Origin of the sequence: Pseudomonas sp. Root329, from assembly GCF_001424925.1 — a bacterium.
In the GTDB taxonomy this organism is placed as follows: Bacteria; Pseudomonadota; Gammaproteobacteria; order Pseudomonadales; family Pseudomonadaceae; genus Aquipseudomonas; species Aquipseudomonas arabinosi.
Genome location: NZ_LMCV01000013.1, coordinates 22,590 through 47,573 on the forward strand (window position 1 = coordinate 22,590; position 24,984 = coordinate 47,573).

Consider the following 24,984-nt stretch of genomic DNA (forward strand, 5'->3'; position numbering starts at 1 on the left):
ACCCGGCGGCAGATCAAGTGAATATACTCAGCGGGTGTGGACTCATCCTTCGGAGAGCAATCATGCGAACGGTTCATGTCATCGAGCCCGAAAAAAACCCCGACCCGGTCAGTGTTGTGGGTGAGGCCATCACCATTCTTGCGGGCGGGGATCTGAGCAAGCCTTTTGAAATGCATATCCAGGAAGGCAGGCGGGTAATGCCGATCAGTTAAGGAGCGACACAATCCGTAGCAGCTGGCGAAGCCTGCGTTCGGCTGCGAAGCAGTCGTAAAACCTGAGTTTGCGGTCTTCCTGAAACACCGCATCGTCTGATTTCACGACTGCTAACGCAGGCTTCGCCAGCTGCTACGGATCGCGTTTGGGCTTAACTGATCGGTATTACCCTGCGGAGGCCGTTTTTATGATCGTTCCCACGCTCCACTCTGCGTGGGAATGCCTCTCGGGACGCTCCGCGTTCCTTCCACGAAGCCAGAGCCATGCCTGGCATCTTAGTGACGCAGAGCGTGGGAACGATCATCAGGCCACGCCACCTTTGGCCTGTTGCTCCAGATGCACTTGCAGCTCCGGATCGATCTTCAGTGCAGCAGCCAGTTCATCCAGATAGCTACGTTCGGCGTCCTGCTGATCGTCCACCAGCATCACACTGGCCAGATACATCTCCGCCGCCATTCCGGAATCCGTGGCCGACTGCGCCACATCGGCGGCGTCCAGCGGCCGCGCGACTTCGTCATCCAGCCATTGCTGGAGCTCGGGGTCATCGGTGTGGCGGCCGATTTCGGTGCTGATCATCTGCTTCTCGGCGTCATCTATCCGGCCATCGGCCTTCGCCGCCGCAATCAATGCACGAAGAATCGCGTGGCTGTGGTCCTCGACTTCCGGGCCGGACAACAGGTCGACAGTGCGCGGCGCCTGTTGCGGCGCCGAGGCCTGGCTGCGTTGCCAGGCTTGATAGGCCTGGAATGCCATCATTCCGAGCGAAGCCAGCGCCGCGTAATTGGTGCCTCCCCCCGAGCGGGTCTGGGTCGAACCACCCATGGTTGAGCCACCGCCCAGCAGACCACCGAGCAAACCACCCAGGCCACCGCCCCCGGCGCTTGAACCGGCACCACCGCCCAACAGGCCACCGAGCAATCCACCGAGACCGCCGAGACCACCTTGGGCCGACGCACCACCGCCACCCTGTTGCGACATTGAGCCTTGGCCGGCCCTTAGTAATTGTTCGAGCAGATCGCTGGTGTTCATGACGATGTCCTCATCGATTGGAGTGATCCAGTCAGGCAACGATAGTCCTCGCCGGCAAATGCGCCACCACCGTTTGGCTGACGTGAACCCCTTATCGCCCTTGACCCTGATGACCATCGGCTGCAAGTGTTCTACCCTCGCAAACCCGATGCCCACAGGATCAACGTACACATGGACCGCCACCTGATTGTCGTCAGCGACGTCATCGAACCTGAAGTCGAGCACGTACTCAGCGCCGGGCTGAGCGCCTTCAATGATCAGATGACCGGCATCAACGACCGCCGGTCGCTGGCAGTCATGGTCCGCGATCCGGATACCCATCAGGTGCTGGGCGGTATTACCGGGCGTACGTCGCTCGGTCTGCTGTTTCTCGATTTGTTCTACTTGCCCGAGTCTCTGCGCGGCTCCGGGCTCGGGTCTCGACTGCTCAACGCGTACGAGGAAGAAGGCCGTCGTCGCGGTTGCCGCTCGGCGGTGCTCTATACCCTCAGTTTCCAGGCCCCGCAGTTCTATGAAAAACACGGCTGGCAGCGCTTCGGGGAAGTGCCTTGCGACCCGCCAGGCACGAGTCGGGTGTTCATGAGCAAGGCGCTGTGAATGAGCCTGTCTGTACCTGATCAATCCGGCGATCGGCACGCTTGAGTCAAAGGTATCGCCGCGCCGATCTGTTTCATTTAATAGCCCGGATTAATCCGGGGTATTTTTTTGCCGCACAGCTAAGATTTACAGATGGTGAACCTTATCCCCGGATACCCGGTCGATACATGCAACCTGACTTGGTTTGCCGACACCCCCGATTGAAGGGGTGATAACAGGCTTGCTTCACTTTTTGGAGAACGCCCCCGTGATATCGACCCTACACATCGCCAGGCTCAAAGCATGGGGCGCCCATGGTTTTACCGCCACCGGCGTGGTCACTGCCTTCCTCGCGACCCTCGCCCTGCTGGAAAACCAGGCCACAAACTGCCTGCTGTGGCTGGGCGTCGCCCTGATCGTCGATGGGCTGGATGGCGCGTTGGCACGCAAGGTCAATGTCCAGTCGGTACTGCCAAGTTTCGATGGCTCGATCCTCGATCTGGTCATCGACTACCTGACGTATGTGTTTATCCCCGCACTGTTCATTTATCGTTACATCCCCTTGCCGGACTACACGCTGCTGCTGTCCGTGTCGCTGATTCTGGTCTCGTCGCTGTTTTGCTTCTGCAACGTCAACATGAAGAGCAAGGACAACTACTTCCAGGGCTTCCCCGCCGCCTGGAACGTGGTCGCCCTGTGCCTGTACATCATCGCCCCGTCACCGTGGATCACTTTTCTCACCATCATCGGCCTGGCGCTGTTGACTGTGACGCGGATGAAGTTCCTTCACCCGTTCCGCGTGCGCAAGTTCATGCCGATCAACATCGCGGTAACGGCCATCTGGCTGCTGTGCAGCTTGTCGCTGGTGGTCAACCATCCAGTGATCAACCCGCTGGTGATGGGGCTTTGGCTGCTGATGTCGGCTTACTTCCTGGGGATCTGCATCTGGCGCACAGCGCTGGAGTGGTTCGAAAACTCGCGGGGATAAGGGAACACATCGGCCATGCCCATCCATATCGTGCGCCTCGGTTCACCGCGCGCCGCCAATGAAGGCCTGCGCCTGGGCACGGTGCGTCGCCCGCCGCGTGGCGTGCCCAAGGCCGAGTTTGCCAGCCGGGATTTTTATGACGTGTGGCAGCCGCTGCTGTCTCCCAGTGCAGAACTGGTCGCAGAAGCCAAAGCGGCGGAAGACGCCAAGGCGTGGGAAGCCTTCAAGCGCAAATTCAAGACTGAAATGAACCACCCGGCACCCAGCCAATTGCTCGACTTGTTGGCGGCGTTGTCCCATCAAACGTCACTGGCGATTGGCTGTTATTGCGAAGATGAAGCGCATTGCCATCGGTCGGTGTTGCGGGCGTTGTTAGAGGAGCGTGGTGCGCAGCTCAAATAGTCGCTCAAGATCGAGCTAAAGGATTTCGGTAAAGACACAAGGATTAGGGTCTTCAAATGAATAACCAGATTCGACTCGCCACCCTTGACGATGCGACAGCCATCAGCCAAGTCATCATTCAATCGCTGCGCCAGTCCAATGCCCTGGATTACCCGCCCGAAGTCATCACACAAGTAGAGAAAAGCTTTTCTAGCGAGGCCATCCGCGCCTTGTTGAGCCAACGCCAGGTCTTTGTCGTCACCATCGATAAGCGTGTCGTCGCCACGGCCAGCCTTGATCAAGACGTTGTGCGTAGCGTATTCGTCGAGCCAGGCCATCAGGGGCGCGGACTCGGCAGGCAGTTGATGGCAACGATTCAATCTGTCGCCCAAGACGCAAAAATCGAGGTACTGCGCGTCCCCTCCTCCATCACCGCAGAAGCCTTTTACTTCAAGTTGGGTTATCGAAAGATCCGCGACGAGTTTCACGGGGCCGAGCGCACGATCATTATGGAGCGGCGTTTGACGCCCGTTGTCGACGCCTCGACGTCAGTTCAACGGGGCTGACATTCAAAATAAGTAGGAGTTGATCGATGCGCATCGCCTTGCTGTCAGACATCCATTTATCCGTCAACGCATTACCTTTTCCCGATGTGGATGCCGATATTGTCGTTCTCGCCGGAGACATCTCTCGTCCGGCTGCGGCCATTGAGTGGGCCAAATCGTGCCCTGTTCCGATCGTGTACGTGGCAGGGAATCACGAGTTTTATGGCAGCGACTTGATCTCTACCTACGAATATTTGAACAGATTGTCGCAAGGCACACAGATCCACGTATTGGAACGCTCGGAGTATGTCCACAACGGCGTGCGGTTTTTGGGTTGCACGCTGTGGTCTGACTATCGACTTTTCGATTCTGCAGAGGATCGGGCACAGGGTGTTGATCTGGCTACGAAGCTCATGCGGGACTTCACCCACATAAAAATCTCGCCCGATTTTCCAGACCTGTTCAGCCCGGCGGTTTCCCAACTGATTTTTTTACAGACCGTCGCTTGGCTGGAAGATTGCTTCACCCGCGACAGAACCACTCCCACGGTGGTGGTTTCGCATTTCGCACCAACACGGTTGAGCATAAGCCCGCTGTTTGAGAATTCGCCGATTAACGCGAGTTTTGTTTCAGACCTCGAAGACCGGATCAAGGTCTGGCAGCCGGCACTTTGGCTGCATGGCCATACCCATGGGAGCTTTGACTACCAGGTGGGCAAAACTCGCGTCATTTGCAACGCCCGGGGTTATGCAAAAAATGGCATTAATGAAAATCCGGATTTTAATGGCTCATACGTGATTGACCTGGATATCTGAGGCAACGCGACCCTGCCTCCTGGAAGCCGGGTCCAGAAAACCGAGCAAGGCCTGCCGGGTGTCATGCAAGGCCGCCGAGTGTTCCATATCGAGGAAATGTCCGGTGTTCTTGATGGTATGGAAACGGGACTGAGGGGCATGATCGGCGAACAGTCGGGCGTCTTCGACCGAGGTGTACTCATCCCATTCGCCGTTGACAAACAGCAGCGGTATCTCGATGGCAGCGGCACAGGCGACATAGCAATGGGTGTCTTGGGTCAGCACCTCATTGACGTGGAAATGCATCTGCCTGTACTCGTGTTCGTCCAAGCTTCTGACATGGCGGTCATTAAAGCGTTTGAACAGCGATGGCAGGTGCTTTCCGATCGTGCTGTTGATCAAGCGACCGACACCGAGGCGGTCGCAAGCCTGGAGATGGTTCAGGCCACTCTCCAGGTAATCGCGCATCGGTGTATTGATCCGCGCTGCGAATGAACTGATCACCGCCTTCTCGATTCGTTGCGGCCGCTGGGCCAGCGCCAGCAAGGTGGCCGCACCGCCCCAGGAAAAGGACAACACGTGGTGCGCACCAAAGTGTTCGATTAAATCCAGCAATATCGCGGCCTCGTCTTCCTTTCGGATCGGTTGGCCGTGGAGGTTGTGTTCCTTCGACTGACCGGCGTAGGGCTGGTCGTAGAGAACCACATTGAATCGCGGCTGCAGGTAACGCACCGTTTGGGCAAAAGATGCGGTCGTTGCCAGTGAGCCATTGACCAGAATGATGGTCTTGTCAGCGGCTGTGTTGAGATAGTGCTCGGTATAAACCTTGTACTTCCCGCAGATCTCGACGATGGCAGTTTTCGGCATCATGACATTTACTTCCTTGAACCCATTGGACTAAGCGCACAGCGTTTGGGATGCCCACAGGGCCCTATCGCAGAAAGCAGTACACGTGGACCTGACAGCGAAGTGTCAGGCCAATACATTAATAACTCAGGGTGATTTTCAAGCGTCAACGTATAGGCCTCCTCGGGCTTGATCTGGCAACACGGACAAGCAACAACAGCGCGAGGGTGCTCCGATGGTTACCGTGACCAATTAGTCACTGACTGACCATATGTTCAGAGTTAAGCAGGGATTTCCCCATCTGCAAGAACGCAGACGAGTTATTGCGTCGAATCGCAAGCTAAGGCTGGAGGCGTGAGGCGTGAGGCGTGAGGCGTGAGGAATCAGATGCGCAAGTGCGCACTCATGTAGTCAATGAAAACGCGCAGCTTGGGCGAGGCATAACGGCTGGCCGGCCACAGCATCCAGAAGACGACCTGGCGGTCAATGTAATCGTCCAGCACGGTGACCAGCTGGCCGCTTTCCAGCGCTTCGCGCACCAGGAAGGCAGGCAGAAAGGCAATACCCCTGCCCTGGATGGCAGCATAGGCAAGAGGCTCGATCGTGTTCGACGTCATCGTGGCGGGAAGAACCAATTCAGCCTCGGAGGCTTCGAGCCGCAGCGGCCAACGCTCCAGCTTTCCCGTTGCGGGGAATTTGTGTTGCAGGCATAAATGGCGTTCCAGTTCACGAGGATTAGCGGGTACACCCTGCCGCTTGAGATACGTGGGCGATGCCACCAGCACATGTGCGCAGGAGCCCAGGCGGCGCGCGGTCAAGCGCGAATCGGTTTGCTCGCCGGTCCGAATCACCGCATCGAACCCCTCCTCGATCACATCGACCATGCGGTCGCAAAAATCGATATCCAGTTCGACTTCCGGATACTGCTCCATGAACCCGTCAAAGGCCGGCATCATCAGGTCGCCCAGTAGAGGTGTGCCCACGCGAAGCCGCCCACGTGGACTGCCCGCCAGGCCTGACAGCTCGGACTCGGCAGCGGTGACCTCGCTGAGGATGCGGCGGCATCGCTCAAGGAACAGGGTCCCCTCGGCCGTCAGCGTGATGCTGCGTGTGCTGCGATGAAACAGCCGTACATGCAAGCGCTCTTCCATTCGAGCGATGGTTTTGCCCACGGTCGAGGACGACACCCCTAACTGGCGGGCGGCCTCGGTAAAGCTGCGCGTTTCGGCAACCTGCACGAACATTGAGATGCCACTCAGACTTTCCATCGCTGTTCCTGCTTGCCCCGGTACAACCCAACCTACAAGGCGGGATTACGGAAAAACCATCCGAAATGTTCGGCATCGCGGGATATTTTTCTCGACGCATTTTACGCCTACATTGCGCCCATCCCACCACTGATAGGTATCGATGTCATGTCCAAACTGCATACGAGCATCCAAATTGGCCCACACCAAATTGCCCATCGCGTCGTCCTGGCGCCACTTACCCGTATGCGTGCCGAGCCAGGCGCCATCCCCGGTCAGTTGATGGCCGAGTACTACGCCCAGCGTACAACTGCTGGTGGGCTGCTGATTGGCGAAGCCACTATCGCCGCACCCAATGGCAATGGATACCTCGGTGCTCCCGGTTTGTATGACGACAGCCAGATCGCCGGCTGGAAGCTCGTGACCGACGCCGTCCATGCCAAGGGCGGCAAAATCTTCCTGCAGCTCTACCATGCAGGGCGCCAGTCCAATAGCCTGTTGCAGCCGGACGGCGGCCAGCCAGTGGCCCCTTCCGTCGTGGACCACGGCGGCCTGGCCTTCACCGAGACCGGCTGGACCCCCGGCACCCCGGCGCGCGAACTGACCATCGCGGAAATCCGCGGGCTGGTAGACAGCTTCAGCGCTGCGGCCGAACGCGGTATCGCAGCCGGATTCGACGGCGTGGAGTTGCACTCGGCCAACGGCTACCTGTTCGATCAATTCCTCCAGGACGGTAGCAACAAACGTACGGATATCTACGGTGGCTCGTTCGAGAACCGCAGTCGGTTCCTGCTGGAAGCAGTAGAAGCGGTGATCGCCGTCTGGGGCAGCAATCGGGTGGCGGTGCGTCTGGGGCCAAGCGGCAATTTCGGCGATATGTCCGACAGCGACCCCGTCGGCCTGTTCACCTATGTCGCGCGCGAGCTGAACAAGCTGGACCTCGCCTATCTGCATCTGATCGAGCCGCGCATTTTAGGTGTCGCCGAGGACGATCGCCGGGACCAGAATCCGGTGGCGTCCCAACTCATCCGCCAGCACTACAAGGGCACCCTTATCGCGGCGGGCGGCTTTTCCGGTGAATCGGCGAAGGCGATCCTTGAGGCCGGCGATGCCGACCTGGTCGCGTTTGGTCGCCACTTCATCGCCAACCCTGACTTGCCAGAGCGCCTGCGCAAGGGCTGGCCGCTGAACCCTTACGACCGCGAGACGTTCTTCGGTGGCACCGAGGTGGGTTACACGGACTATCCTTTCCATACCGAAGCAGCATGACAATCCGCACCGCTGGCAACTGGGGGTCGTAGTACCCCCAGCTGTCCAAAAAACCTGATCCACTTCAGTAACGGGACCTGCCGGGCCCAAGGTGCATTCTGGCTGATGGGAGGTGCTGAAGAGATGAAGGACCTTTTCACCTACAGGCTTTTCACCAGGGTGGCGCGACTGGGCAGTTTTTCGGCCGCAGCACGCGAAGTGGGTCTTTCTCAATCCCAGGTTTCCAGGATTGTGGCCGAACTCGAAGCCGATCTCGGCACTCTGCTCTTGGCAAGATCGACACGCGCGGTCGTGCCCACTGAGGCAGGGGCGGATTTTCTGTCGCGCATGGAGCCCATTCTTGCAGCGGTTGAAGACGCTGAGCAGAGCGTTCGCGGGGGTGGAGAGCTGCGTGGCGTCGTCCGGATCAGCATGCCAACGAGCATCGGCGTCAGGGAAATCATTCCACGTATAGCGCCGTTCGCAGCAATACATCCCAACTTGCATATCCAGGTCCTGCTCGCCGATCACTGGCAGGATCTGGTCCGCGAAAACATCGATGTTGCGATAAGGCTAGGGCGGCTCTTGGATTCCAGCGCAACGAGCCGTCAGATCATGACCATCAAGCGATTCATTCTCGCCTCCCCCGCCTACTTGCGCGCCGCTGGAGAGCCGACGACACCGGACGACTTGCAATCACATCGCATAGTTGCAGGCCCAGCCTCGACTGTCCCGAGCGGCTGGATGTTCACACGCAATGGAGAGACCAGGACCATTCAGCTCGAGGCTCACTTCTCGACCGACGAAAATGAGGGCGCTGTCGCAGCCGCAGCCGCTGGGTTGGGGATCACGTCGACAACGGCCTGGGCATGCCGGCGTGAGCTGGAAAGTGGTGAACTCGTCACACTGCTCACCGATTGGGAGACCGAATCCGTGCCTGTTCATGCCTACTTCCCCCATGGTTCACGCACCCGGGGTGCCGGCCGCGCCTTGATCGAGCATCTTGTAACCAGTCTTCTGGCTGAGGGTTGTGACACGTCGAGCTTGTAGGTTTATGCATCCCTTACATAGAAGATAGCGAAAAAGAGTGGCTAATCAGATCCCGCCGAAGCTGCCAATTTAGTGTCACCCCCCTGCACGACGCACCGGTCGATCTATTCATCCGGACGGCGCGCTGGACGGCCTTTATTTTCATCCTTCCAGGAGAAGTGTCATGCGTATGACCGGCAATACTATCTTCATCACCGGCGGCGGCTCCGGCATTGGACGAGGCTTGGCCGAAGCCTTCCACACGCTCGGCAATCAGGTGATCATCTCTGGCCGGCGGATGGAGCGGCTACAGGAGACGCTCGGCGCCAATCCGGGTATGGCCGCCATTGAGCTCGACATTACCGACCCGGACAGCATCCAGGTGGCAGCGCAGACGCTCATTTCCAATTACCCGAACGTGAATGTGCTGATCAACAATGCCGGCGTCATGATGCTGGATCACGCAGACAAGCCAGTGGACGATGCGCTCGCACTGTCGACCGTCACCACTAACCTGCTCGGCCCGATTCGCATGACCTCGGTCCTGATCGAGCATCTGAAGGCGCAACCTGATGCGGGGACATGGCCTCCAACTGGTCGAAGTCGCGCCGCCTTGGGTACGCACCGAGCTGCTCGATAGCAGCGAGGAAGAGCGCGCCATTCCTCTCGACCAGTTCATTACGGAAGCGATGAAGCAGTTCGAGAGCGGCGTGGACGAAATCCTTGTCTCTCCCGCCGAAGCCATGCGTGCCAACCCTGGCCCGAACGAGCATGCGTGGGTCAATCAGTTCAACGACATGATCGCAGCCGGGCCCGCTTTGGGCTGACGCGACGATGTCAGAACTGGCAACATCGGGCGGCCCCAGCGGTCGCCTACCCCTCACATTGCTAACAGGACCAAGACCATGACCGCACGCACACCCGCCGAGAACAAGGCCATCGTTCTCGAAGGCTTCGACACCCTATTCAACCGCAAGGATTTGGCTGCGGCCGAACACTTCTGGTCGCCCTCTTATATTCAACACAGTGCTCATGTGCCCCCAGGCCGCGAGGGCCTGTTCGATCTCGTCGCCACGGGATCGCCCACCCTGCATTACGAATGCCAGCTCGCGGTGGCACAAGGCGATTTCGTCATGCTGCACGGCCGATTCTCTGGCCTCGGCCAGCCGGTGAACTGGGTCGTGGTCGACATACTCCGCCTCGAGAACGGCGTGATGGTCGAGCATTGGGATGTCATCCAGGACGAGGCCACGCGCGAAAGCTCCGCGGGCGGCCATCCCATGTTCGGAGATCACTTCCCCGGCTGACGCCCCTCGAACAACCACTCGGTCGTTTGTTGCGGCGACGAACAACACAACGCATCGGTCTCGTCGAAATACTTGGCTATTGGCCCGCGCCTTGCTTTGGCATCTGTTGCGTGATGGGCGTTGCAGGATGCAGACCGCAAGCCTGGCAACGATCATGGCGTTTATGCAGAACCTGAACGGGGTGTTGATTGTGGCAAGCATCTAGACGACAGACCGCCCTACTTTCAGGAACCCCCCCCAAGGTTGGGGACTTTCGCCCGCCAGCGCTGGCAGGCTTATTAATTGCCAAACTTCACTAAAAGCAGGCTGGCCACACTCCGCGCGCAAATAAAAAAATAAATGAATTACAAGGGGAGCCCTACCTTGAAAACTTCAACAATCTGCGTCGCGGGCAGCCTTTTGGTTTCGGTCGCGGCGTCTGCTACAGGGATGATTCCCGTCATCGACCTGGACTTCACAAGATCGGCTGCTGAAACGCTGAAAAAACGGGGCATCAACGACGCTTGTATCGTCGCCGCTTCAAACCCGAAAACGTTCACCTATTGCCGAGAAGGATCGCCAACGCTCTGGAAGTATCAGGCTTTGGATCTGGAGCAACAGGCGGTGATCCTGAATGACGAAAAGCTGCTCCTGACAGACAACGGGCAAATCACCGTCGCGGAAGCCGATAGCGCAGCCTGCCAACAAGACAACCCTGCGCCATTGGTTAAACCGGCGATTACTCGTGGGCTAGCCCTCGGCCTGATCACCCTTTTTCTGTTGATTGGTTTGCGATACACCTACCGGGCAAGCCGCCGTCCGTAACCAAAACATGATTGGCAAAGGGTCGTCGTAAACCTGCGCAAATCACGAGTCAGCACAGACTCAAAAAGCAGTGCTATTTGACGAGTCGCGTTTCCTTGGAAGGCCTGTATCCGAAGTACGAGCTATAGCACTTGCTGAAGTGGCTGGGCGATACAAAGCCACACGCAACCAACACGTCTACCTGGGACAGCTCTGTGTGCTGGAGCAGTCGACGCGCCTCTGTAATTCGCAGCTCCATGTAATACCGTTGCGGCGTTGTGCCCAGTTGCTCCTTGAACAAGCGCTCGAGTTGTCGACGCGAACGGCCTGCGTATACGGCCAACTGCTCCAACTCCAGAGGCTCTTCGAGGTTGGCATCCATCAGCTTCACCACCTCGCGTAATGGCGCACTCACGCAGACATTTTCAGTCGGTTTTATCCGCCGATAACGTGACTCCTCGAAAGCAAGAATGTCCTCAATCCCCTCGACGAGGGCTTTGTCGTGCAAGCCTTTGATCCAGTCCAGCGCCATGTGGAATGCCCCCGAGGGACTGGAAGCCGTGAGCCGGTCTCGATCAATGACGTAGGGCTCACTGGTGACATGCGTCGCCTTGGAGATTTCCGCGAGTGCGGGGCGATGTTCGGGGTGAATCGCGCAACGATATCCGTCAAGCAAGCCTGCCCTTCCCAGGAACCATGCGCCATTCCACAACCCGGCCAGACTGACACCCTGGTCTGATGCAGCCCTCAACAGGGAGATGAGTTCATCCGACGCTTTGAGTTCTGTCCTGTAACCGCCACAAATGACCAGAAGATCCAGGTCCTGGATCGCTGGACAATCGAAACGGGCATCCGGCCGAATGACCAGGCCCAGGTCACTGATGACCTCCTCATTGGTCAAGCCGAATGTTCGGGAAGAGAACAAGCCGGGGCGCAGAAGATTCGCGGTGACAATCGTATCCAGTGCTTGCGTGAATGCGGGCAGCGAGAAATGCTCAAGCAACAGAAATCCTGCCCGGACCATTTGAGTCTTCTCGTTGGGGTTCTCATTCAGATAGCGAAGATTTTTCCCCTTCATGCCTCCGCTAAATTGGCGTCGTTCGATCAATGTTCGACCTACTCGGTTACGTAACCCAACCTGTCGTTGGGTGCGTTGATAAACCTCAATGCTAACTGTAGAAGTTTCAAAACCACTAGCGCCATTTTTGCGATTGATCAGGCCAGCTGAAAGCCGTGACGTAGCTTTATGTCACTCGCAAGCTGCGCCTAAACGATGGCGGGATACCCATCGACACTGTCGGGCCAACGAGTCAGAACCTCGAAGCCGTCGTCAGTGACCGCGACCATATGCTCCCACTGAGCCGAGAGTGAGTGGTCCTTGGTGACCACGGTCCAGCCATCAGCCAGGGTTTTCACATGGCGTTTGCCAGCGTTCAACATGGGTTCAATGGTGAAGATCATGCCGGCTTTCAGTTTCAGGCCCTGGCCTGGGAAGCCGTAGTGAAGGACCTGCGGCTCATCGTGATAAATCTTGCCGATACCGTGACCGCAGTATTCGCGCACGACGCTGAATCCGTCTCTTTCGGCCACCTTCTGAATGGCATGGCCAATGTCACCCAGGGTAGCGCCGGGGCGGACGACGCGAATACCGGCACACATCGCTTCATAGGTCGTCTCTGCCAGACGTCGGGCTTCCGGGCCGGGCTCACCCACGAAGTACATGCGGCTGGTGTCGCCGTACCAACCCTCCTTGATAACGGCAATGTCAATATTGACGATGTCGCCATCCTTTAGTGGCGTGGCCGAAGGAATGCCATGGCAGACCACCTGGTTGACCGATGCGCACACGGTTTTCGGGAAGCCGTGATAGCCGACATTCCCCGGAATGGCTTTCTGCACGTTGACGATGTAGTCGTGACAGAGCCGATCCAGTTCGTCGGTGGTGACCCCCGCTTTGACATGCGGAGCAATCATGGCCAGGACCTCGGCGGCCAGCGTGCCCGCAGCTCGAGACATGGCTATTTCTGCCGGGGTATTGAGCTTTACATTAGTCTTCATTGCTTGGCTCCTGATGCTGCATCAACCTGGGCGCTTTGCGAAAAATCGGCGAGTGCGCACAGCTGTTTTACATCGAGGCCGCCAGCCAGTTCGGCACGAATCAGCACGCGGCAGATGTCGCTGTGGTCCAGGTTGGGATGTAACTCCGCAAGCATCCCGATGCGCATCCAGTGCTCGGCTTGTGCGTTGATCGAGCGACTCAACGCATCGCTGGCGACGCGCAGATTCTCGTGCATGGCTTCTGAAATTTTTACGATACCCACTGCTCAATCCAATATGAAATGTATATGGATCGTATATTAGTCGGTAGTCGTGTGAAATTGCAATTTCACGGACAAAACGCGCTGAGGCCGCCTGGATTGAAGGCGGGTCAGGTGGAGCCGATGGTGATCGGGTTCAGACCGGCACGCGAGTGGTGTACTTCACCCGCGATAGCGCGAACTGCGAGCTGGCATTCGCAACAGAGGGATGTCGCAACAGGGTGTGCATCAAGAATTGCTCGTAGTCTCGAATATCAGCCGCGACGATCCGAAGCAGGTAATCCCATTCGCCCGATACGGTGTAGCACTCGAGAATGTTCTCCTGGTCTGCGACGAAGCGTTCGAAGACTTCGGCATCCTGCTCGCCGTGGGACTTGAGCCGCAGCGAGCAGATCACATCGACATCGCGATTGACTGCCCGTCGATCAATCAAGCGAACGGTAGCCCCCAGGACGCCTGTTTCTTCCAATGCCCGAACTCTTCTCCAGCAGGAGGCTGGCGAACTGGACACCGCTTCAGCCAACGCTATTCCATTGAGGCTGGCATCGGACTGCAAGGTACGAAGGATACGTCGATCCAGATTATCGAGCTGAATGATTTTTTCCATTTTAGGCCTACTTGTGAATTCAGAATTTCATAGTAGTGCACCACCACGGAATACTGATCAAACAATATCGGCTCCAGTCGGCAAACTAACCATTCAGTTTGTCCGTCACTCTTTTCCCATCAAACCAGGCGATCTGCCTCGGTAGGGACGCAAACCGCACCGTGCTCCGTGCCTGTGTTCGTGCGCGCTGTGGCGGTGGAGATCTCATGCGGAAAATCAGTTTTTCCCCGGCCTGCATTGTCATCCTGTCGGGCGTGGTCGCAGCCCTGCACTTGGGCAAGGTTTCCCCGGCCATTCCCGCTCTCCAGGCCTCGTTGAACCTGACGATGGTGCAGGCAGGGTTCCTGCTATCGCTGACGCAACTGGCGGGTATGCTTGCCGGCGTTTTGATCGGTGTATTCAGCGATGGCATGGGGCTGCGCAGAAGTATCATTAGCGGTCAGATGATCCTGTGCCTCGCCAGTGTCATTGGTATGGGAGCGCGGCAGCCCGATGAGCTGCTGATGCTTCGAGCCCTGGAAGGCCTGGGCTTCCTGCTCACAACATTGCCGACGCCCGGATTGATACGACAACTGGTTTCTCGCGAGCGCCTGGCTTTACATCTGGGGCTATGGGGATGCTACGTAGCGATCGGTACCTCCATCGCTTTTATCGCCGGCCCCACATTGATAGAAACGATGGGATGGCAAGGGTGGTGGGGCGTTCCGGCCATCTGTTCGGCCGCAATGATTATCTGGCTTGTGCGAGCCGTACCATCCGATCGACAGCGCCAGCCACCAGAGAGTGCCTCTGCGCGGTGGACAGCGGTCCCCAGCGAAGTCTGGACGCATCGACTATGGACAACGCTGAAGGCGAGCGGCCCCTGGCGTGTAGGCATCGCCTTTGCCATGTACGCGGGGCAGTGGATTGCCGTCATCGGCTTTCTGCCATCGATCTATGCCGACACCGGTTTGTCGGTGCCGATGGCAGGTGCGCTAACGGCGCTGGCCGCGTTCGTCAATATCAGCGGAAGTACCTCGGCAGCGCTTTTGCTGCATCGGGGTATCAGTGCCAGGCGGCTGTTGATGGTCGGATACATGTGCATGGCCATCACGACGCTGTTCGCTTTCGGCCAGTTCACTCAAGGCATGCCTGTCGTGCGTTATGGCGCCGTACTGGTCTTTTCTGCCGTCGGCGGGGTAATCCCGGGGACGCTATTCATGCTCGCCGTGAGCGTTGCGCCCAGTGAACGAACCGTGTCGACGGCTGTGGGTTGGGTGCAGCAGATTTCATCAATGGGCATGTTTGTCATGCCGCCACTGCTGGCCAAGTTGGCCGGTTGGGCGGGTGGATGGCATTGGACCTGGTTGGCGTCAGGACTGGCATCGTTGATTGGCCTGCTGCTTGCGGCTGGCTTGGCACAAGACGATTACGTTTCATCTATGCCAGAGAAGGAATATTTGTGAGGCCTGGGCCTATGAGGTCGCCCCGGCCCCATGATCCGCACCGTTGAACCACTCCTATTGCAAGATTGCTCGATGGCCAGACTTGAAGCCAACTTCCCTGGCTTGCCAAACCACGACCAGACCGAGCAGCGCCAAAACCAGCAGCGTTGGGGGAAAAGAACTGGGTCCCTCCTTCTCCAGCAACAGCCCACCAACGATGCCACCCGCTGCCACTGCCAGATTGAAAATGGTGACCAGCATCGACTGCGCGACATCGGCGCCGTCACCGGCAGTATCGGCAATGGCCGTCTGTAGCAGTGTTGGCGCCCCACCGAACGTCAGCCCCCAGATCGCAATGCTCAGGAGCACAAGGCCGGGCGAGGTGCTTGCCATTCCCAACACCAGCGCCGCCATCGCGAAGACTGCCAGACTAAGAAGCGTCAGCGCGCGCAACCCGCGATCCACCCACATTCCTGTGACTGCGATGCCGACGATAGAGGCGACACCGAAGAGTAGAAGCACGAGGTCTATTCGCTGACCAAGTCCGACGGAAACCAGGAATGGCGCTATGTAGGTATAAAGGATGTTGTGCGCAAGTATCCAAACGAAAATCACGAAGAGTATCGAGCGCAGTCCTGGGGTCAGAAGAATGCTGCGGATCGGCTGACGCTGACGGTCAGTTTGTCCCGCGTAGTCAGGAACGCCAAACCGAACCCACACGAACAGCAGTAACGCGAGGGCTGACATGATCCAGAACACGCCACGCCAATCAAACAGAGCACCCAGCCAAGTGCCCAGGGGCACACCGAGACACAAAGCAACGGGTTGACCGATACCGACCACCGCCAAGGCCCGTCCCTGCAAATCATGGGGCACCATGCGGCGTGCATAACCGGCCAACAGTCCCCATATCACGCCCGCCGCCATTCCGGCGATGAAGCGCGCAACCAGGGTCAGTACATAGTGGGAGGACAATGCCGTCACGGTGTTGAAGACCAGCAACCCGCCGATCGCCATCAGGAACAACGGCCTCCTGCGCCATTTTCGCGTAGCAGCAACGACCGGAATCGCCGCCAGCACCGAACCCAAGGCGTAGAGCGTAATCAACTGACCCGCCATGGCCTGCGAGACGCCCAGCCCCTGCCCAATCAGGGGCAGCAGGCCGGCAGGCATGGTTTCCGTCATGATGGTGATGAAGCCAGCCATCGTAAATGCCAACAGTCTCCACACAGGCAGCTTTTGCGCAGAAGACGTTTCGTCGGGCCCCATTGTTATCAATCCATTGTCGCGGTGCATGGTCATCCTGGTATCCCGGATAAAGACTTCATTTCCTGGAATGATCGTTCCAGTACTGGACAAAAAAAACCTGGCCGATGCCAGGTATCGCGCTCGCGACGCCGGAACAATCGCTTGCGCGCTATAACGAATCTAGCGCGACATCGACCACATCCAACAAGCGTTGCCGACGATTCTGGTGAGCGCTGCCTTTACTCAATACCCGCAGGCCCTGGATCGTATTCACGATAAAACGTGCGAGCGCGCGAGGGTTCTTATGCATGGCGATTTCTCCTTCTGCCTGGCCACGGATGAGCGCGCGCTCCAACGCTTTCTCCAGACGCAGGAAGTTACGCGAGACCAACTCGGCAACGGACTCGTCCTGGCCGGCCAGTTCCAGTGTGGCATTGGCAGCAAGGCAGCCACGTTGCCCGGTATCGCTGAGTTCATCATTCACGATCCTCATCAGCAATTGCTGGATCAGTCCTTTGACCGAGCCAGACTCCTCGAGCAGCGCTACGTTCGTGACAGTCAGATCGTGATATCGGCGCAGTGCATGCTCGTACAATCCATGCTTGTTCTCAAAGGCGTTGTAGAGGCTGCTTCGAGACAATCCGGTACCGTCAACCAGATGCTGTATCGACGTGGCGCAATAGCCGAGTTGCCAAAAAACCTGCATGGCAGCGTCGACAATTTCGTCGTGCTCAAATTCCTTGGGACGCATCGGATTACTTCTCTGGAATGATCATTCCAGAAAGGTACGGACTTCCTTTTCGCCAGTCAAGGATGGTATGAGGCACCCACCTACTCCGTCTCACCGGGAAAATCTGGCGACTTGAAGTCCGACTTCAATAGCTGAGGGAATGAAGTGCTGAGCAATCATCGTTTGTACCCCTACTCGATGATGCTCAGAATTCGTGGTGCAGACGTTAGCCGTTGTTCTTCCAATTGATCGAGTCAGTACCTGTCAGAAAGAGAGCGATTCACCCTTTTACACCGCACCATTCGACTCAGGAGATAACAATGAATAAAACCATTTCTCGTCGTAGCGGAGGTCAGATATTGGTGGATGCCTTACGCATCCATGGCGTCAAAAGAGCTTTTTGTGTTCCGGGAGAAAGCTACCTCGCGGTTCTCGACGCATTGCATGACGTGCCAGAAGAAATCGATCTGGTGGTGTGCCGTCAGGAAGGTGGGGCGGCCTATATGGCAGAAGCCTACGGCAAGCTCACTGGAGAGCCAGGCATCTGCTTCGTGACCCGAGGCCCGGGTGCAACGAACGCCTCGGTTGGCGTTCACACTGCGTTCCAGGATTCATCGCCGATGATTCTGTTCATTGGCCAGGTCGCTCGCGATCAGCAGTATCGCGAAGCCTTTCAGGAAGTTGATTTTCGCCAGATGTTTGGCCCCTTGGCGAAATGGGTCGTGCAAATAGACGACACCCGCAGAATTCCCGAACTGATCAGCCAGGCGTTCCACCGAGCGGTCAATGGCAGGCCTGGGCCTGTAGTGGTCGCACTGCCGGAAGACATGCTGACCGAAATGGCGGAAGTCAGTGATGCAGGGCCGTTCAAACGCGTATTGATGACCCCGGCAGCCGAGCAAATGGCCGCCATGCAGCCACTGCTTGAGCGATCGGAGCGGCCATTGATGGTGCTGGGTGGCAGCGGTTGGGATACCGAGTCAGTACACGACATTCGCCTTTTTGCTGAACAGCAAAATATCCCGGTTGCCGCCTCCTTTCGCTGCCAGGACCTGTTCGACAATCGACACCCGAACTATGTCGGTGATCTTGGTTTCGCCGCGTCAGCGCAGCTGTCCTCCGCGGTAAAAAACGCCGACCTGCTGTTGGTCGTGGGCTCCAGAATGGGTGAGGTTTCAACGGGCGGATATGCGGCCTTGGACATCCCGGTACCGAAGCAAACCCTGATCCATATTCATCAAGGCATCGAGGAACTGGGGCGGGTTTACCAGCCTGCGTTAGCGATAAACAGCAGCATGTCGACCTTTGCCAAATCAGCCGCAAAACTTCCGGCGGTGACCAGCCAGATAAAGAGTGAATGGACGCGCACCCTCAACAAAAACTACCGCGAAAATCTGCAACACTCGCCCTCCCCAGGCGACGTCCAGATGGCCGAAATCATTGAGTGGTTGAATCGCAGACTTCCAGACGACGCGATCCTGACCAATGGCGCCGGAAATTATGCCGTTTGGCTTCAACGCTTCTATCAGTTCCGCCAATACCGCACCCAGCTAGGCCCTACCAATGGCTCCATGGGCTACGGCGTTCCTGCTGCTGTGGCCGCCAAACTGACGTGCCCGGACAGAGTGGTGGTTTCGTTTTCCGGGGATGGCTGCTTCTTGATGAACGGGCAGGAGATAGCGACTGCAGCGCAATATGGCGCCCATGTGATTTTCGTTGTGATCAACAACGGGATGTACGGAACCATCAGAATGCACCAGGAACGCAATTACCCTGGACGCGTGTCAGGCACTGAATTGCTCAACCCGGATTTCGCCGCACTTGCCCAAGCCTATGGACTGCATGGCGAGGTGGTAACAACCACGTCGGAGTTTGCGCCAGCGTTTGAACGCTGCCTTGAACTGTCCCGGCCATCCTTGATTGAGGTCAGAGTCGACCCTGAAGCATTGACCCCTCGACTCAGCCTGACTCAGATCAGAGAGCAATCAAGCAAGAAGTGAGCGGTAATTTTTTCCATTTTGGGCGCCTGATTCACGCTGTAGAAGGCGCCTTTTTTTGAGCTTGTGACTCATCAGTTCATCGACCTGTCCCACCTACAACAGCAGTCGATCAATGGCCTGAACAGCATGCATCCGCAAAGACAAACCCTGCACAACGAACTACACGCGCGTCCGTCACTGTATTTCGACGAGCCGGCCCATGTGTTTCATCTGGCCTTCCTTGGCGGGGAACCGGAGTGCAATGCGCTGCTGGAGCGCTGCTGCCCTATCCCGATCGATCCTCATGCCGCCCAAGGCATCACCCAACTCGATGGCCACGCCCTGAAATGGGAGCGCCACGCCGAGTTCTTCACCCTGACCCTGGTGGTCACTTCATCCAGCGATGACCTGTCCTGGACATCGCTGCCCGAGGTGCTGGCGCAGAAGGTCGAAGCGCATTTGCCGCAGCTGATCAACTCGGTGCAGATCGTTGTGCGTGGCGAAGCCGACCTGGACCTCGCCGGCTACGGCTTCAAGGACCCGTGCGGTTCCTGCGTGGGCGGTGGCGATGCGGTGGTCTGGAGCGATTTTCGTCTCAGCGAGGACGGCAATAACCACATCCTGTTCATCAACCGGCGCCTCAATGCCTACCGCCAAGGGCGGATGATCCGCCGCCTGCTGGAAATCGAGACCTACCGCATGATGGCCTCGCTGTCGTTGACCACAGCCAAGACCTTGAGCGCGCAACTCGATGTCTTTGACAAGACCTTGGTCACCCTCTCAGAGCGTAACGCCGACGCTGACAGCGGCAACGCGAAAGCCCTGCTGGCGGACATCTCCAACCTGTCAGCCCAAGTGGTCAGCAGTACCGCGAAAACCCGCCACCGCTTCAGTGCCACCCAAGCCTATGCCCAACTCGTGTACGAGCGCCTGGGCGAATTGCGGGAAAGTCACGTCGGCGATTGCCAGCGCCTCGGGGTGTTCATCGAGCGCCGCTTCAAACCCACCGTCAGGTACTGCACCGCCACCGAACAACGCCTGGAGCACCTGGCCAAAAGCGTGGCCAACCTGGGCGACCTGTTGCAGGCCCGGGTTCAGGTGGAAATGGAAGAACAGAACTCGGAAATTCTCAAAAGCCTGAACGCCCGCGCCGACGCCCAGATCAAAATCCAGCGCGCCGTCGAAGGTCTGTCGATTATCGCCATTACTTACTACCTGCTGAACCTGCTCAAGCTTGGCTACTCAGGGTTGCACCTGCTCGGCGTCGAGGTGGCCCCGCGAGAGGCGATGCTGGCGATGACGCCCCTCGCGATCGCGATACTTGCGCTGATTATTTTCCGCATCAAGAAAGTCAAAGAGCACTGATACGGTGAATCGCAGGGAGGCACCATCATTCATCAGGATGGGAACAGGTCCAGTGTGCGCTCAACCTCTTGAATGTCGATGTTGAAGCCATCGCCCTCCGGCGTTCCGACCACAAAGCCAAAATTCTGGTTGTCGCGATCCGTCAGGTACTTGAAGTAGCTGACGAAACGGTTCGGTGGCTGCAGTACCAGCAACGAACCACCCTGCGGCAGTACATTGACACCATGTACAAGCTGGCTCCCTTCGACCCCTACCACGGTCCGCGCCCCGGCACACGTCGCCACTATGGTAGGGACATCGGTTTTCAAAGGATTGATTATGCGAAAACCCCTGGTCTTGCGCAGATGTTCAGCGAGCTCCATTTCATTGCGCAAAAAGCGCAAGTCACCATCGCCACCCCGGAGAATGAACACGCCAGGGTGAGCGTCATAGCTCACGTGCGACAGTAGCTTTTCACCCATGGCACGGAAACGTAAATGCCTGCTTTGATTGTTGCTCACATCGTCGAATAGCACGAGCTCACGAAAGAACGCACCGTTCAAGCGAACCGGTTTCATGCCAAACCAGTCCTCGTAAGCGGGGGCCTGGGTAAATAAGGGAAACCTGGCAGATGGCGCAGTGGTTATCGGGACGCCTTCATCGCAGGCCAATGAATAGGTCGGACAGTCTTCCATCAACCATGTCCCAAACCATGTATTTCCATTTTGCGTGCAGTAAGCGGCCGCGCGATCGATCTCGTTTTCCACGACAATTCGCGGAAACACACCAGGCTTGAGAGACAGCCAGAAACTTGCATTGTCCTTGTAGAGCGCGCCATCGATCAGCCAGACATCCTTGATCAAGTAGCCACGTGTCGGGCCTTGTACTACGTCGCCCAGCCCTTCCATTGTGCGAGCGGGATGCTCGAAAGGATAAAAGCGTTTCGCCTCCCATCCTGTCACACGGTCCATTTGATTGGGCAGGAAGAAAGCCGGTGGAGAATGCGATATCCCACCCGGAGCAACATCCCAGCTTTTCACCGCCAGTTTTTTTAAACTGATCTCCGCCTTTCGTGCGAGTCTTTTTCTTGCCATATACCGGTAGGCGGCAAGGGTCCATTTTTTCCGATTGCCAGTGGTCGAAGTGCTTATTGGCGAGACATCGCTTTCCATGAAGAGTCCTCCCTGCGGGACAGGGTCAAAAACCAGACGCGAAGCGCTCTGTTTATTTCAGTCGTGGAAACTGCTCAGCTGGATGCAATCCTTTTCATAATGGGTGGGGTCTGCAAACTGGCGTAGCGACTACGCAAGGTGTCGAGAAACTGTTCGCCCGAGCTCTTGGCGCAATAAAGATAAATTTTGTGCAGCCCGCCAAATACCATTTCATGATAACGACTGGCGACCTCCTCATCACTTAGCCCGTCCGGCAAGCCAAGGTGAAGGGTCAACTCCTTTCCTTCGACAGCGAATAACGGCGTGTCCCAAAGGAATTTGGCTGCCCCAGTCTTGGGCAGCCGGACAAACATATAAGCGTGGTTTCCCAGGGAATCAATATCACCGCCGCGCCTTCTTTTCCATTTCAGAAGTCCGTCGTCTGGTCGTGCCAGGCAAAGACCGATGTCGTAATAATCGAAGCCATTGTCTATCGCCCATTCAAGTGCCATGAAGGTAGTAATCGAGTTCACTTCACGCAGTTTTTTGGCGTCTGAAAAAATCGCCTCGGTATATCCGAAACGTAGCGTGCTCCAGTAGCGTTTTCCGCCCCGGGTTATTACGCAGCCAAGGTGACATGCAACAACCTCGTCCTCCAGCATGATCAGGTCGAGCCGGCCGACAGTCTTGGCAATCCTGGAAACCTCCTGCGTGGCAAGTTGCGCAGCGTGGATGCCTTGCCTTGCCGTGGCATAAGGTCGAAGCATTTCCTTGTCTGCCTTTTCAATGTCTTCATCCAACAGCGTCTGGACCATTCGGTAGCGCGGTCGGTTCTTGCGTATATTTCGACGCAATTCGCTATCGTATTTTGTGGTGATCTCCTCGATGGATCGCCCCAGCGGTACGACGGCACTCAGATACAAGGGTACAGACAAGGCCCCCGAGGTCGGCATTTCACTGACCACTACCACATGATTCAACGCGCCAGGTTCTGGTTCGCTGTCGACCATGGGGGAATCACCTTGAGCCTTTCCCCTTATGAGAAGCTTGGCCATCTCCCGCTTCTTTTTCCTTCCGATATAGAGGATTTCGTAAGGACTTTTGTTCTGCACTCTGAACCTGGCAATCTCCCAGCGCCAGAAACACGCACGGCGAAGGAAGTTTCGCAACCAGTTTAAAGCGTTCCTTATCTCATATCGCATTGAAGGAGATATAAGTTTCCTGACAACTGCCGCCACGTTCTCTTTCATTTCTTCGTCATCCGTTGAGCTTTATTTTGGGTAGATCAGAAAAAGATCAAGGCGGAACTTCAAGAGGCGAGCTTAAACCTTGATATAAAAGACATATTTGATGAGGAACGCTCCCACGTTCAGTGACTAGTAAAGATCAAGGTAGAGACTTTGCAAGCGGCATGGGGTGGCGCCAGTCGTCTATTTCATGACGCCAATTTTTCTTCCTGTAGTGGTCAACTAATCCCGGACACGACGTTAGTGCTTGAAGCAGAAACATTAAGGAAGGCATTCCAGATTTCGTAAGCATCGTGATGCCGTTTGGTCGCCTCTTCCCATTCTGGTCCTGAAACACATTTGGAAGAGACCAGCGTCATCATGCCCATCGTTGCGGCGTCCAACTCGATCAGGAAAGCGTGGGACTGGATTCTGAAATCTTCGACCGATGGCATTACGTGTTCCCCCGGCGGATTACACCGCTATTAAGGAGCGGCTGCTCCTCGGACGGTGGAGTACCGCCAGGAGGGAAAATTCAGGCAGTCTGACCGCCGGTACGTTTCATTGCCCAAGCTGATCGCCGAGTGCCGTGAGACTATAATCTTGAAGACACGCCGTTCCTTCACTACTGTAATTAGCACTGACGTTGGACGGGGCCAGGCCGGTTCCGGTGCTACGCTTTCATTTCCTGATAGAGAACGAAGCGATGTCCACCGAACTCTCAACCCCCATACTCACGACTGTAGCCATGAAACGGATCCTGATCGGTGGTATCACCGCAGCAATTATCGGCACGATGACGTATGGATTTTTCCAATGGAAAATCGTCGAAAGCCAAAAACACGAAATGCTGTGCGGACAGGCCAAGCAGACGCTGAAAGGCGTGGAAATCCGGGCGCGGGCATTGGCTGCAGGACTGTCTGTAGAAGCCTATGGCAAGGCTGAAGAAGACGAAGTGGCGACACTCATTGGTGCGCTCGACGCCGCCAAGAACGACGCAGAAGTCGACTCGGTCATAGAGGCTCACGCTGCCACCATCGAAGCAGAGGATGCGGCTATTGACGCTCAGGTTGATACCCAAGGCGATCAGACATTCCTCGAGCAACGACTCGTGAAACAGCGGATACCGGTCGACGTTAAACAAGAACTGCGACGCGCCGCGAAGGCCGTCAGCGTCATGTGCAGTTAGTGCTCAACAGTGCCCTACCCCACGACCCCCAAGTAGTAGTTCTGGATATCCTCGCGCGCAGCCAACTCGGCCGCCGAACCTTCATCCACCACCCGCCCGTTCTCCAGCACAAAAGCGTACTGAGCGTAATCCAGGGCGATGTTGATGTTTTGCTCGGCCACCAGCAGGCTCAAACCCTCATCGCGGTTGAGCCGGGCGAGGATCTCGAAAATCTCCTCGACCACCTGCGGCGCCAGGCCCATGGACGGTTCATCCAGCAACAACAGGCGCGGCTCGGACATCAGTGCCCGGCCGATGGCGACCATCTGCTGCTCGCCACCGGAGGTGTAGCCGGTCAGGCGCTTGCGCAGCAGGCGCAACCTGGGGAAGTAACCGTAGATGCGCTCCAGACGCTGATTCAGCACCTTGCGTGACGGCCGCCCGACAAATCCGCCGATCAGCAGGTTCTGTTCGACGCTCAGGTGGGTGAAGCAATGCCGCCCTTCAAGCACCTGGGCGAGCCCTGCCAGCACCAGGCTGGCGGGGTCGGCATCGGTGATCACTTGCCCTTGATAGACAACTCGGCCCTTGACCACTTCACCGCGTTCGGCCCGCACCAGGCTGGAAATCGCCTTGAGCGTCGTGCTCTTGCCTGCCCCATTGGCCCCGAGCAGGGCCACCATTTGCCCCTTGCCGACCTGCAGCGTGACGCCGCGCAAGGCGAGAATCGACTGTTCGTAGAAAACTTCGACCTGCTCCACGCTCAGCAATGGTGGGTCGGCTTGTAGGCTCTGGCTCATCGG

At 57.2% G+C, this 24,984-nt stretch carries 28 protein-coding genes and 1 pseudogene; 16 read left to right on the forward strand and 13 right to left on the reverse strand.

Annotation, left to right across the window (positions count from 1 at the left end; all coding sequences use genetic code 11):
* Positions 1 to 62: 62 nt before the first annotated feature.
* Positions 63 to 188 (forward strand): annotated as a pseudogene (locus tag ASC74_RS31085) (cupin domain-containing protein); the annotation flags it as partial.
* Positions 189 to 516: 328 nt separating this feature from the next.
* On the opposite strand, the gene ASC74_RS13560 reads toward ASC74_RS31085, so the two are convergent.
* Positions 517 to 1,242 (reverse strand): tellurite resistance TerB family protein, encoded by a 726-nt coding sequence (locus ASC74_RS13560; RefSeq protein ID WP_056741833.1) that lies wholly within the window; start codon positions 1,240 to 1,242, stop codon positions 517 to 519.
* Between the two features lie 171 nt (positions 1,243 to 1,413).
* Here ASC74_RS13560 and ASC74_RS13565 point away from each other — a divergent pair, with 171 nt between their 5' ends.
* The 5 genes from ASC74_RS13565 (at position 1,414) to ASC74_RS13585 (ending at position 4,547) form a co-directional block, all read left to right on the forward strand.
* Positions 1,414 to 1,839: a GNAT family N-acetyltransferase gene (locus ASC74_RS13565; protein WP_056741834.1), complete on the forward strand. Its 426-nt coding sequence runs from the start codon at positions 1,414 to 1,416 to the stop codon at positions 1,837 to 1,839.
* Between the two features lie 247 nt (positions 1,840 to 2,086).
* A complete protein-coding gene (gene pcsA / locus ASC74_RS13570) occupies positions 2,087 to 2,806 on the forward strand; it encodes a phosphatidylcholine synthase (RefSeq protein ID WP_056741835.1) in 720 nt (239 codons plus the stop codon).
* A 15-nt stretch (positions 2,807 to 2,821) separates the two neighbouring features.
* Positions 2,822 to 3,208 (forward strand): DUF488 domain-containing protein, encoded by a 387-nt coding sequence (locus ASC74_RS13575; RefSeq protein WP_056741836.1) that lies wholly within the window; start codon positions 2,822 to 2,824, stop codon positions 3,206 to 3,208.
* A 56-nt stretch (positions 3,209 to 3,264) separates the two neighbouring features.
* Positions 3,265 to 3,753, forward strand: a complete 489-nt coding sequence (locus ASC74_RS13580) for a GNAT family N-acetyltransferase (protein ID WP_056741837.1) — start codon at positions 3,265 to 3,267, stop codon at positions 3,751 to 3,753.
* Positions 3,754 to 3,779: 26 nt separating this feature from the next.
* Positions 3,780 to 4,547 carry a metallophosphoesterase gene (locus ASC74_RS13585; RefSeq protein WP_056741838.1) on the forward strand — a complete coding sequence of 256 codons (768 nt, stop codon included), beginning with the start codon at positions 3,780 to 3,782 and terminating at the stop codon, positions 4,545 to 4,547.
* Here ASC74_RS13585 and ASC74_RS13590 read toward each other — a convergent pair.
* Together ASC74_RS13590 and ASC74_RS13595 are read right to left on the reverse strand one after the other, a co-directional pair.
* The gene (locus tag ASC74_RS13590) at positions 4,521 to 5,396 is read right to left on the reverse strand and encodes an alpha/beta fold hydrolase (protein ID WP_056741839.1); all 876 of its coding nucleotides are present in this window, start codon (positions 5,394 to 5,396) and stop codon (positions 4,521 to 4,523) included. The two genes, ASC74_RS13585 and ASC74_RS13590, sit on opposite strands and share 27 nt — an antisense overlap.
* A gap of 359 nt (positions 5,397 to 5,755) precedes the next feature.
* On the reverse strand, positions 5,756 to 6,640 hold the full coding sequence (locus ASC74_RS13595; RefSeq protein ID WP_056741840.1) for a LysR family transcriptional regulator: 885 nt from the start codon (positions 6,638 to 6,640) through the stop codon (positions 5,756 to 5,758).
* 147 nt (positions 6,641 to 6,787) lie between these two features.
* Between ASC74_RS13595 and ASC74_RS13600 the strand changes: the two genes are divergently transcribed.
* The 6 genes from ASC74_RS13600 to ASC74_RS31090 all read left to right on the forward strand — a co-directional run bounded on the left by ASC74_RS13600 (position 6,788) and on the right by ASC74_RS31090 (position 11,007).
* Positions 6,788 to 7,888: an alkene reductase gene (locus tag ASC74_RS13600; RefSeq protein WP_056741841.1), complete on the forward strand. Its 1,101-nt coding sequence runs from the start codon at positions 6,788 to 6,790 to the stop codon at positions 7,886 to 7,888.
* Positions 7,889 to 8,011: 123 nt separating this feature from the next.
* A complete protein-coding gene (locus tag ASC74_RS13605; protein ID WP_056741932.1) occupies positions 8,012 to 8,917 on the forward strand; it encodes a LysR family transcriptional regulator in 906 nt (301 codons plus the stop codon).
* Positions 8,918 to 9,080: 163 nt separating this feature from the next.
* A complete protein-coding gene (locus ASC74_RS13610) occupies positions 9,081 to 9,536 on the forward strand; it encodes an SDR family NAD(P)-dependent oxidoreductase (protein ID WP_236713289.1) in 456 nt (151 codons plus the stop codon).
* Positions 9,537 to 9,585: 49 nt separating this feature from the next.
* Positions 9,586 to 9,723, forward strand: coding sequence for a hypothetical protein (locus ASC74_RS32140; protein WP_236713290.1), 138 nt, complete (start codon positions 9,586 to 9,588; stop codon positions 9,721 to 9,723).
* 78 nt (positions 9,724 to 9,801) lie between these two features.
* A complete protein-coding gene (locus ASC74_RS13615; protein WP_056741842.1) occupies positions 9,802 to 10,203 on the forward strand; it encodes a nuclear transport factor 2 family protein in 402 nt (133 codons plus the stop codon).
* 363 nt (positions 10,204 to 10,566) lie between these two features.
* Positions 10,567 to 11,007, forward strand: a complete 441-nt coding sequence (locus ASC74_RS31090) for a hypothetical protein (RefSeq protein ID WP_177338855.1) — start codon at positions 10,567 to 10,569, stop codon at positions 11,005 to 11,007.
* A 73-nt stretch (positions 11,008 to 11,080) separates the two neighbouring features.
* Here ASC74_RS31090 and ASC74_RS13630 read toward each other — a convergent pair whose 3' ends face one another.
* From ASC74_RS13630 to ASC74_RS13645, 4 genes are all read right to left on the reverse strand, one after another.
* Positions 11,081 to 12,094, reverse strand: coding sequence for a GlxA family transcriptional regulator (locus ASC74_RS13630; RefSeq protein WP_177338856.1), 1,014 nt, complete (start codon positions 12,092 to 12,094; stop codon positions 11,081 to 11,083).
* A 158-nt stretch (positions 12,095 to 12,252) separates the two neighbouring features.
* Positions 12,253 to 13,044 (reverse strand): type I methionyl aminopeptidase, encoded by a 792-nt coding sequence (gene map, locus ASC74_RS13635; protein ID WP_056741846.1) that lies wholly within the window; start codon positions 13,042 to 13,044, stop codon positions 12,253 to 12,255.
* Positions 13,041 to 13,307 (reverse strand): ParD-like family protein, encoded by a 267-nt coding sequence (locus ASC74_RS13640; protein ID WP_046046601.1) that lies wholly within the window; start codon positions 13,305 to 13,307, stop codon positions 13,041 to 13,043. Before ASC74_RS13640 ends, map begins: the two co-directional genes overlap by 4 nt.
* 133 nt (positions 13,308 to 13,440) lie before the next feature.
* A complete protein-coding gene (locus tag ASC74_RS13645; RefSeq protein WP_056741847.1) occupies positions 13,441 to 13,911 on the reverse strand; it encodes an Lrp/AsnC family transcriptional regulator in 471 nt (156 codons plus the stop codon).
* Between the two features lie 206 nt (positions 13,912 to 14,117).
* Between ASC74_RS13645 and ASC74_RS13650 the strand changes: the two genes are divergently transcribed.
* Complete coding sequence (locus ASC74_RS13650; RefSeq protein WP_082555819.1) at positions 14,118 to 15,356, forward strand: MFS transporter; 1,239 nt, start codon at positions 14,118 to 14,120, stop codon at positions 15,354 to 15,356.
* A 54-nt stretch (positions 15,357 to 15,410) separates the two neighbouring features.
* Here ASC74_RS13650 and ASC74_RS13655 read toward each other — a convergent pair whose 3' ends face one another.
* Positions 15,411 to 16,631 (reverse strand): MFS transporter, encoded by a 1,221-nt coding sequence (locus ASC74_RS13655; RefSeq protein ID WP_056741934.1) that lies wholly within the window; start codon positions 16,629 to 16,631, stop codon positions 15,411 to 15,413.
* 121 nt (positions 16,632 to 16,752) lie between these two features.
* A complete protein-coding gene (locus ASC74_RS13660; RefSeq protein ID WP_056741848.1) occupies positions 16,753 to 17,334 on the reverse strand; it encodes a TetR/AcrR family transcriptional regulator in 582 nt (193 codons plus the stop codon).
* 299 nt (positions 17,335 to 17,633) lie between these two features.
* On the opposite strand from ASC74_RS13660, the gene ASC74_RS13665 reads away from it, so the two are divergent.
* Together ASC74_RS13665 and ASC74_RS13670 are read left to right on the forward strand one after the other, a co-directional pair.
* Positions 17,634 to 19,313, forward strand: a complete 1,680-nt coding sequence (locus ASC74_RS13665; RefSeq protein WP_056741849.1) for a thiamine pyrophosphate-binding protein — start codon at positions 17,634 to 17,636, stop codon at positions 19,311 to 19,313.
* Positions 19,314 to 19,439: 126 nt separating this feature from the next.
* Entirely contained in the window at positions 19,440 to 20,657 is a 1,218-nt protein-coding gene (locus tag ASC74_RS13670) for a DUF3422 domain-containing protein (protein WP_056741935.1), read from the forward strand.
* Positions 20,658 to 20,689: 32 nt separating this feature from the next.
* Here the strand turns inward: ASC74_RS13670 and ASC74_RS13675 are convergent, their stop codons facing one another.
* From ASC74_RS13675 to ASC74_RS13685, 3 genes are all read right to left on the reverse strand, one after another.
* Positions 20,690 to 21,808: a glycosyltransferase 61 family protein gene (locus tag ASC74_RS13675; protein WP_056741850.1), complete on the reverse strand. Its 1,119-nt coding sequence runs from the start codon at positions 21,806 to 21,808 to the stop codon at positions 20,690 to 20,692.
* A gap of 74 nt (positions 21,809 to 21,882) precedes the next feature.
* Positions 21,883 to 23,037, reverse strand: coding sequence for a hypothetical protein (locus ASC74_RS13680; protein WP_056741851.1), 1,155 nt, complete (start codon positions 23,035 to 23,037; stop codon positions 21,883 to 21,885).
* Positions 23,038 to 23,252: 215 nt separating this feature from the next.
* Positions 23,253 to 23,468, reverse strand: a complete 216-nt coding sequence (locus ASC74_RS13685; protein WP_056741852.1) for a hypothetical protein — start codon at positions 23,466 to 23,468, stop codon at positions 23,253 to 23,255.
* Between the two features lie 293 nt (positions 23,469 to 23,761).
* Here ASC74_RS13685 and ASC74_RS13690 point away from each other — a divergent pair, with 293 nt between their 5' ends.
* Positions 23,762 to 24,202 (forward strand): hypothetical protein, encoded by a 441-nt coding sequence (locus ASC74_RS13690; RefSeq protein WP_056741936.1) that lies wholly within the window; start codon positions 23,762 to 23,764, stop codon positions 24,200 to 24,202.
* Between the two features lie 14 nt (positions 24,203 to 24,216).
* Here ASC74_RS13690 and ASC74_RS13695 read toward each other — a convergent pair whose 3' ends face one another.
* Entirely contained in the window at positions 24,217 to 24,981 is a 765-nt protein-coding gene (locus ASC74_RS13695; RefSeq protein WP_056741853.1) for an ABC transporter ATP-binding protein, read from the reverse strand.
* Between the last annotated feature and the right edge of the window lie 3 nt (positions 24,982 to 24,984).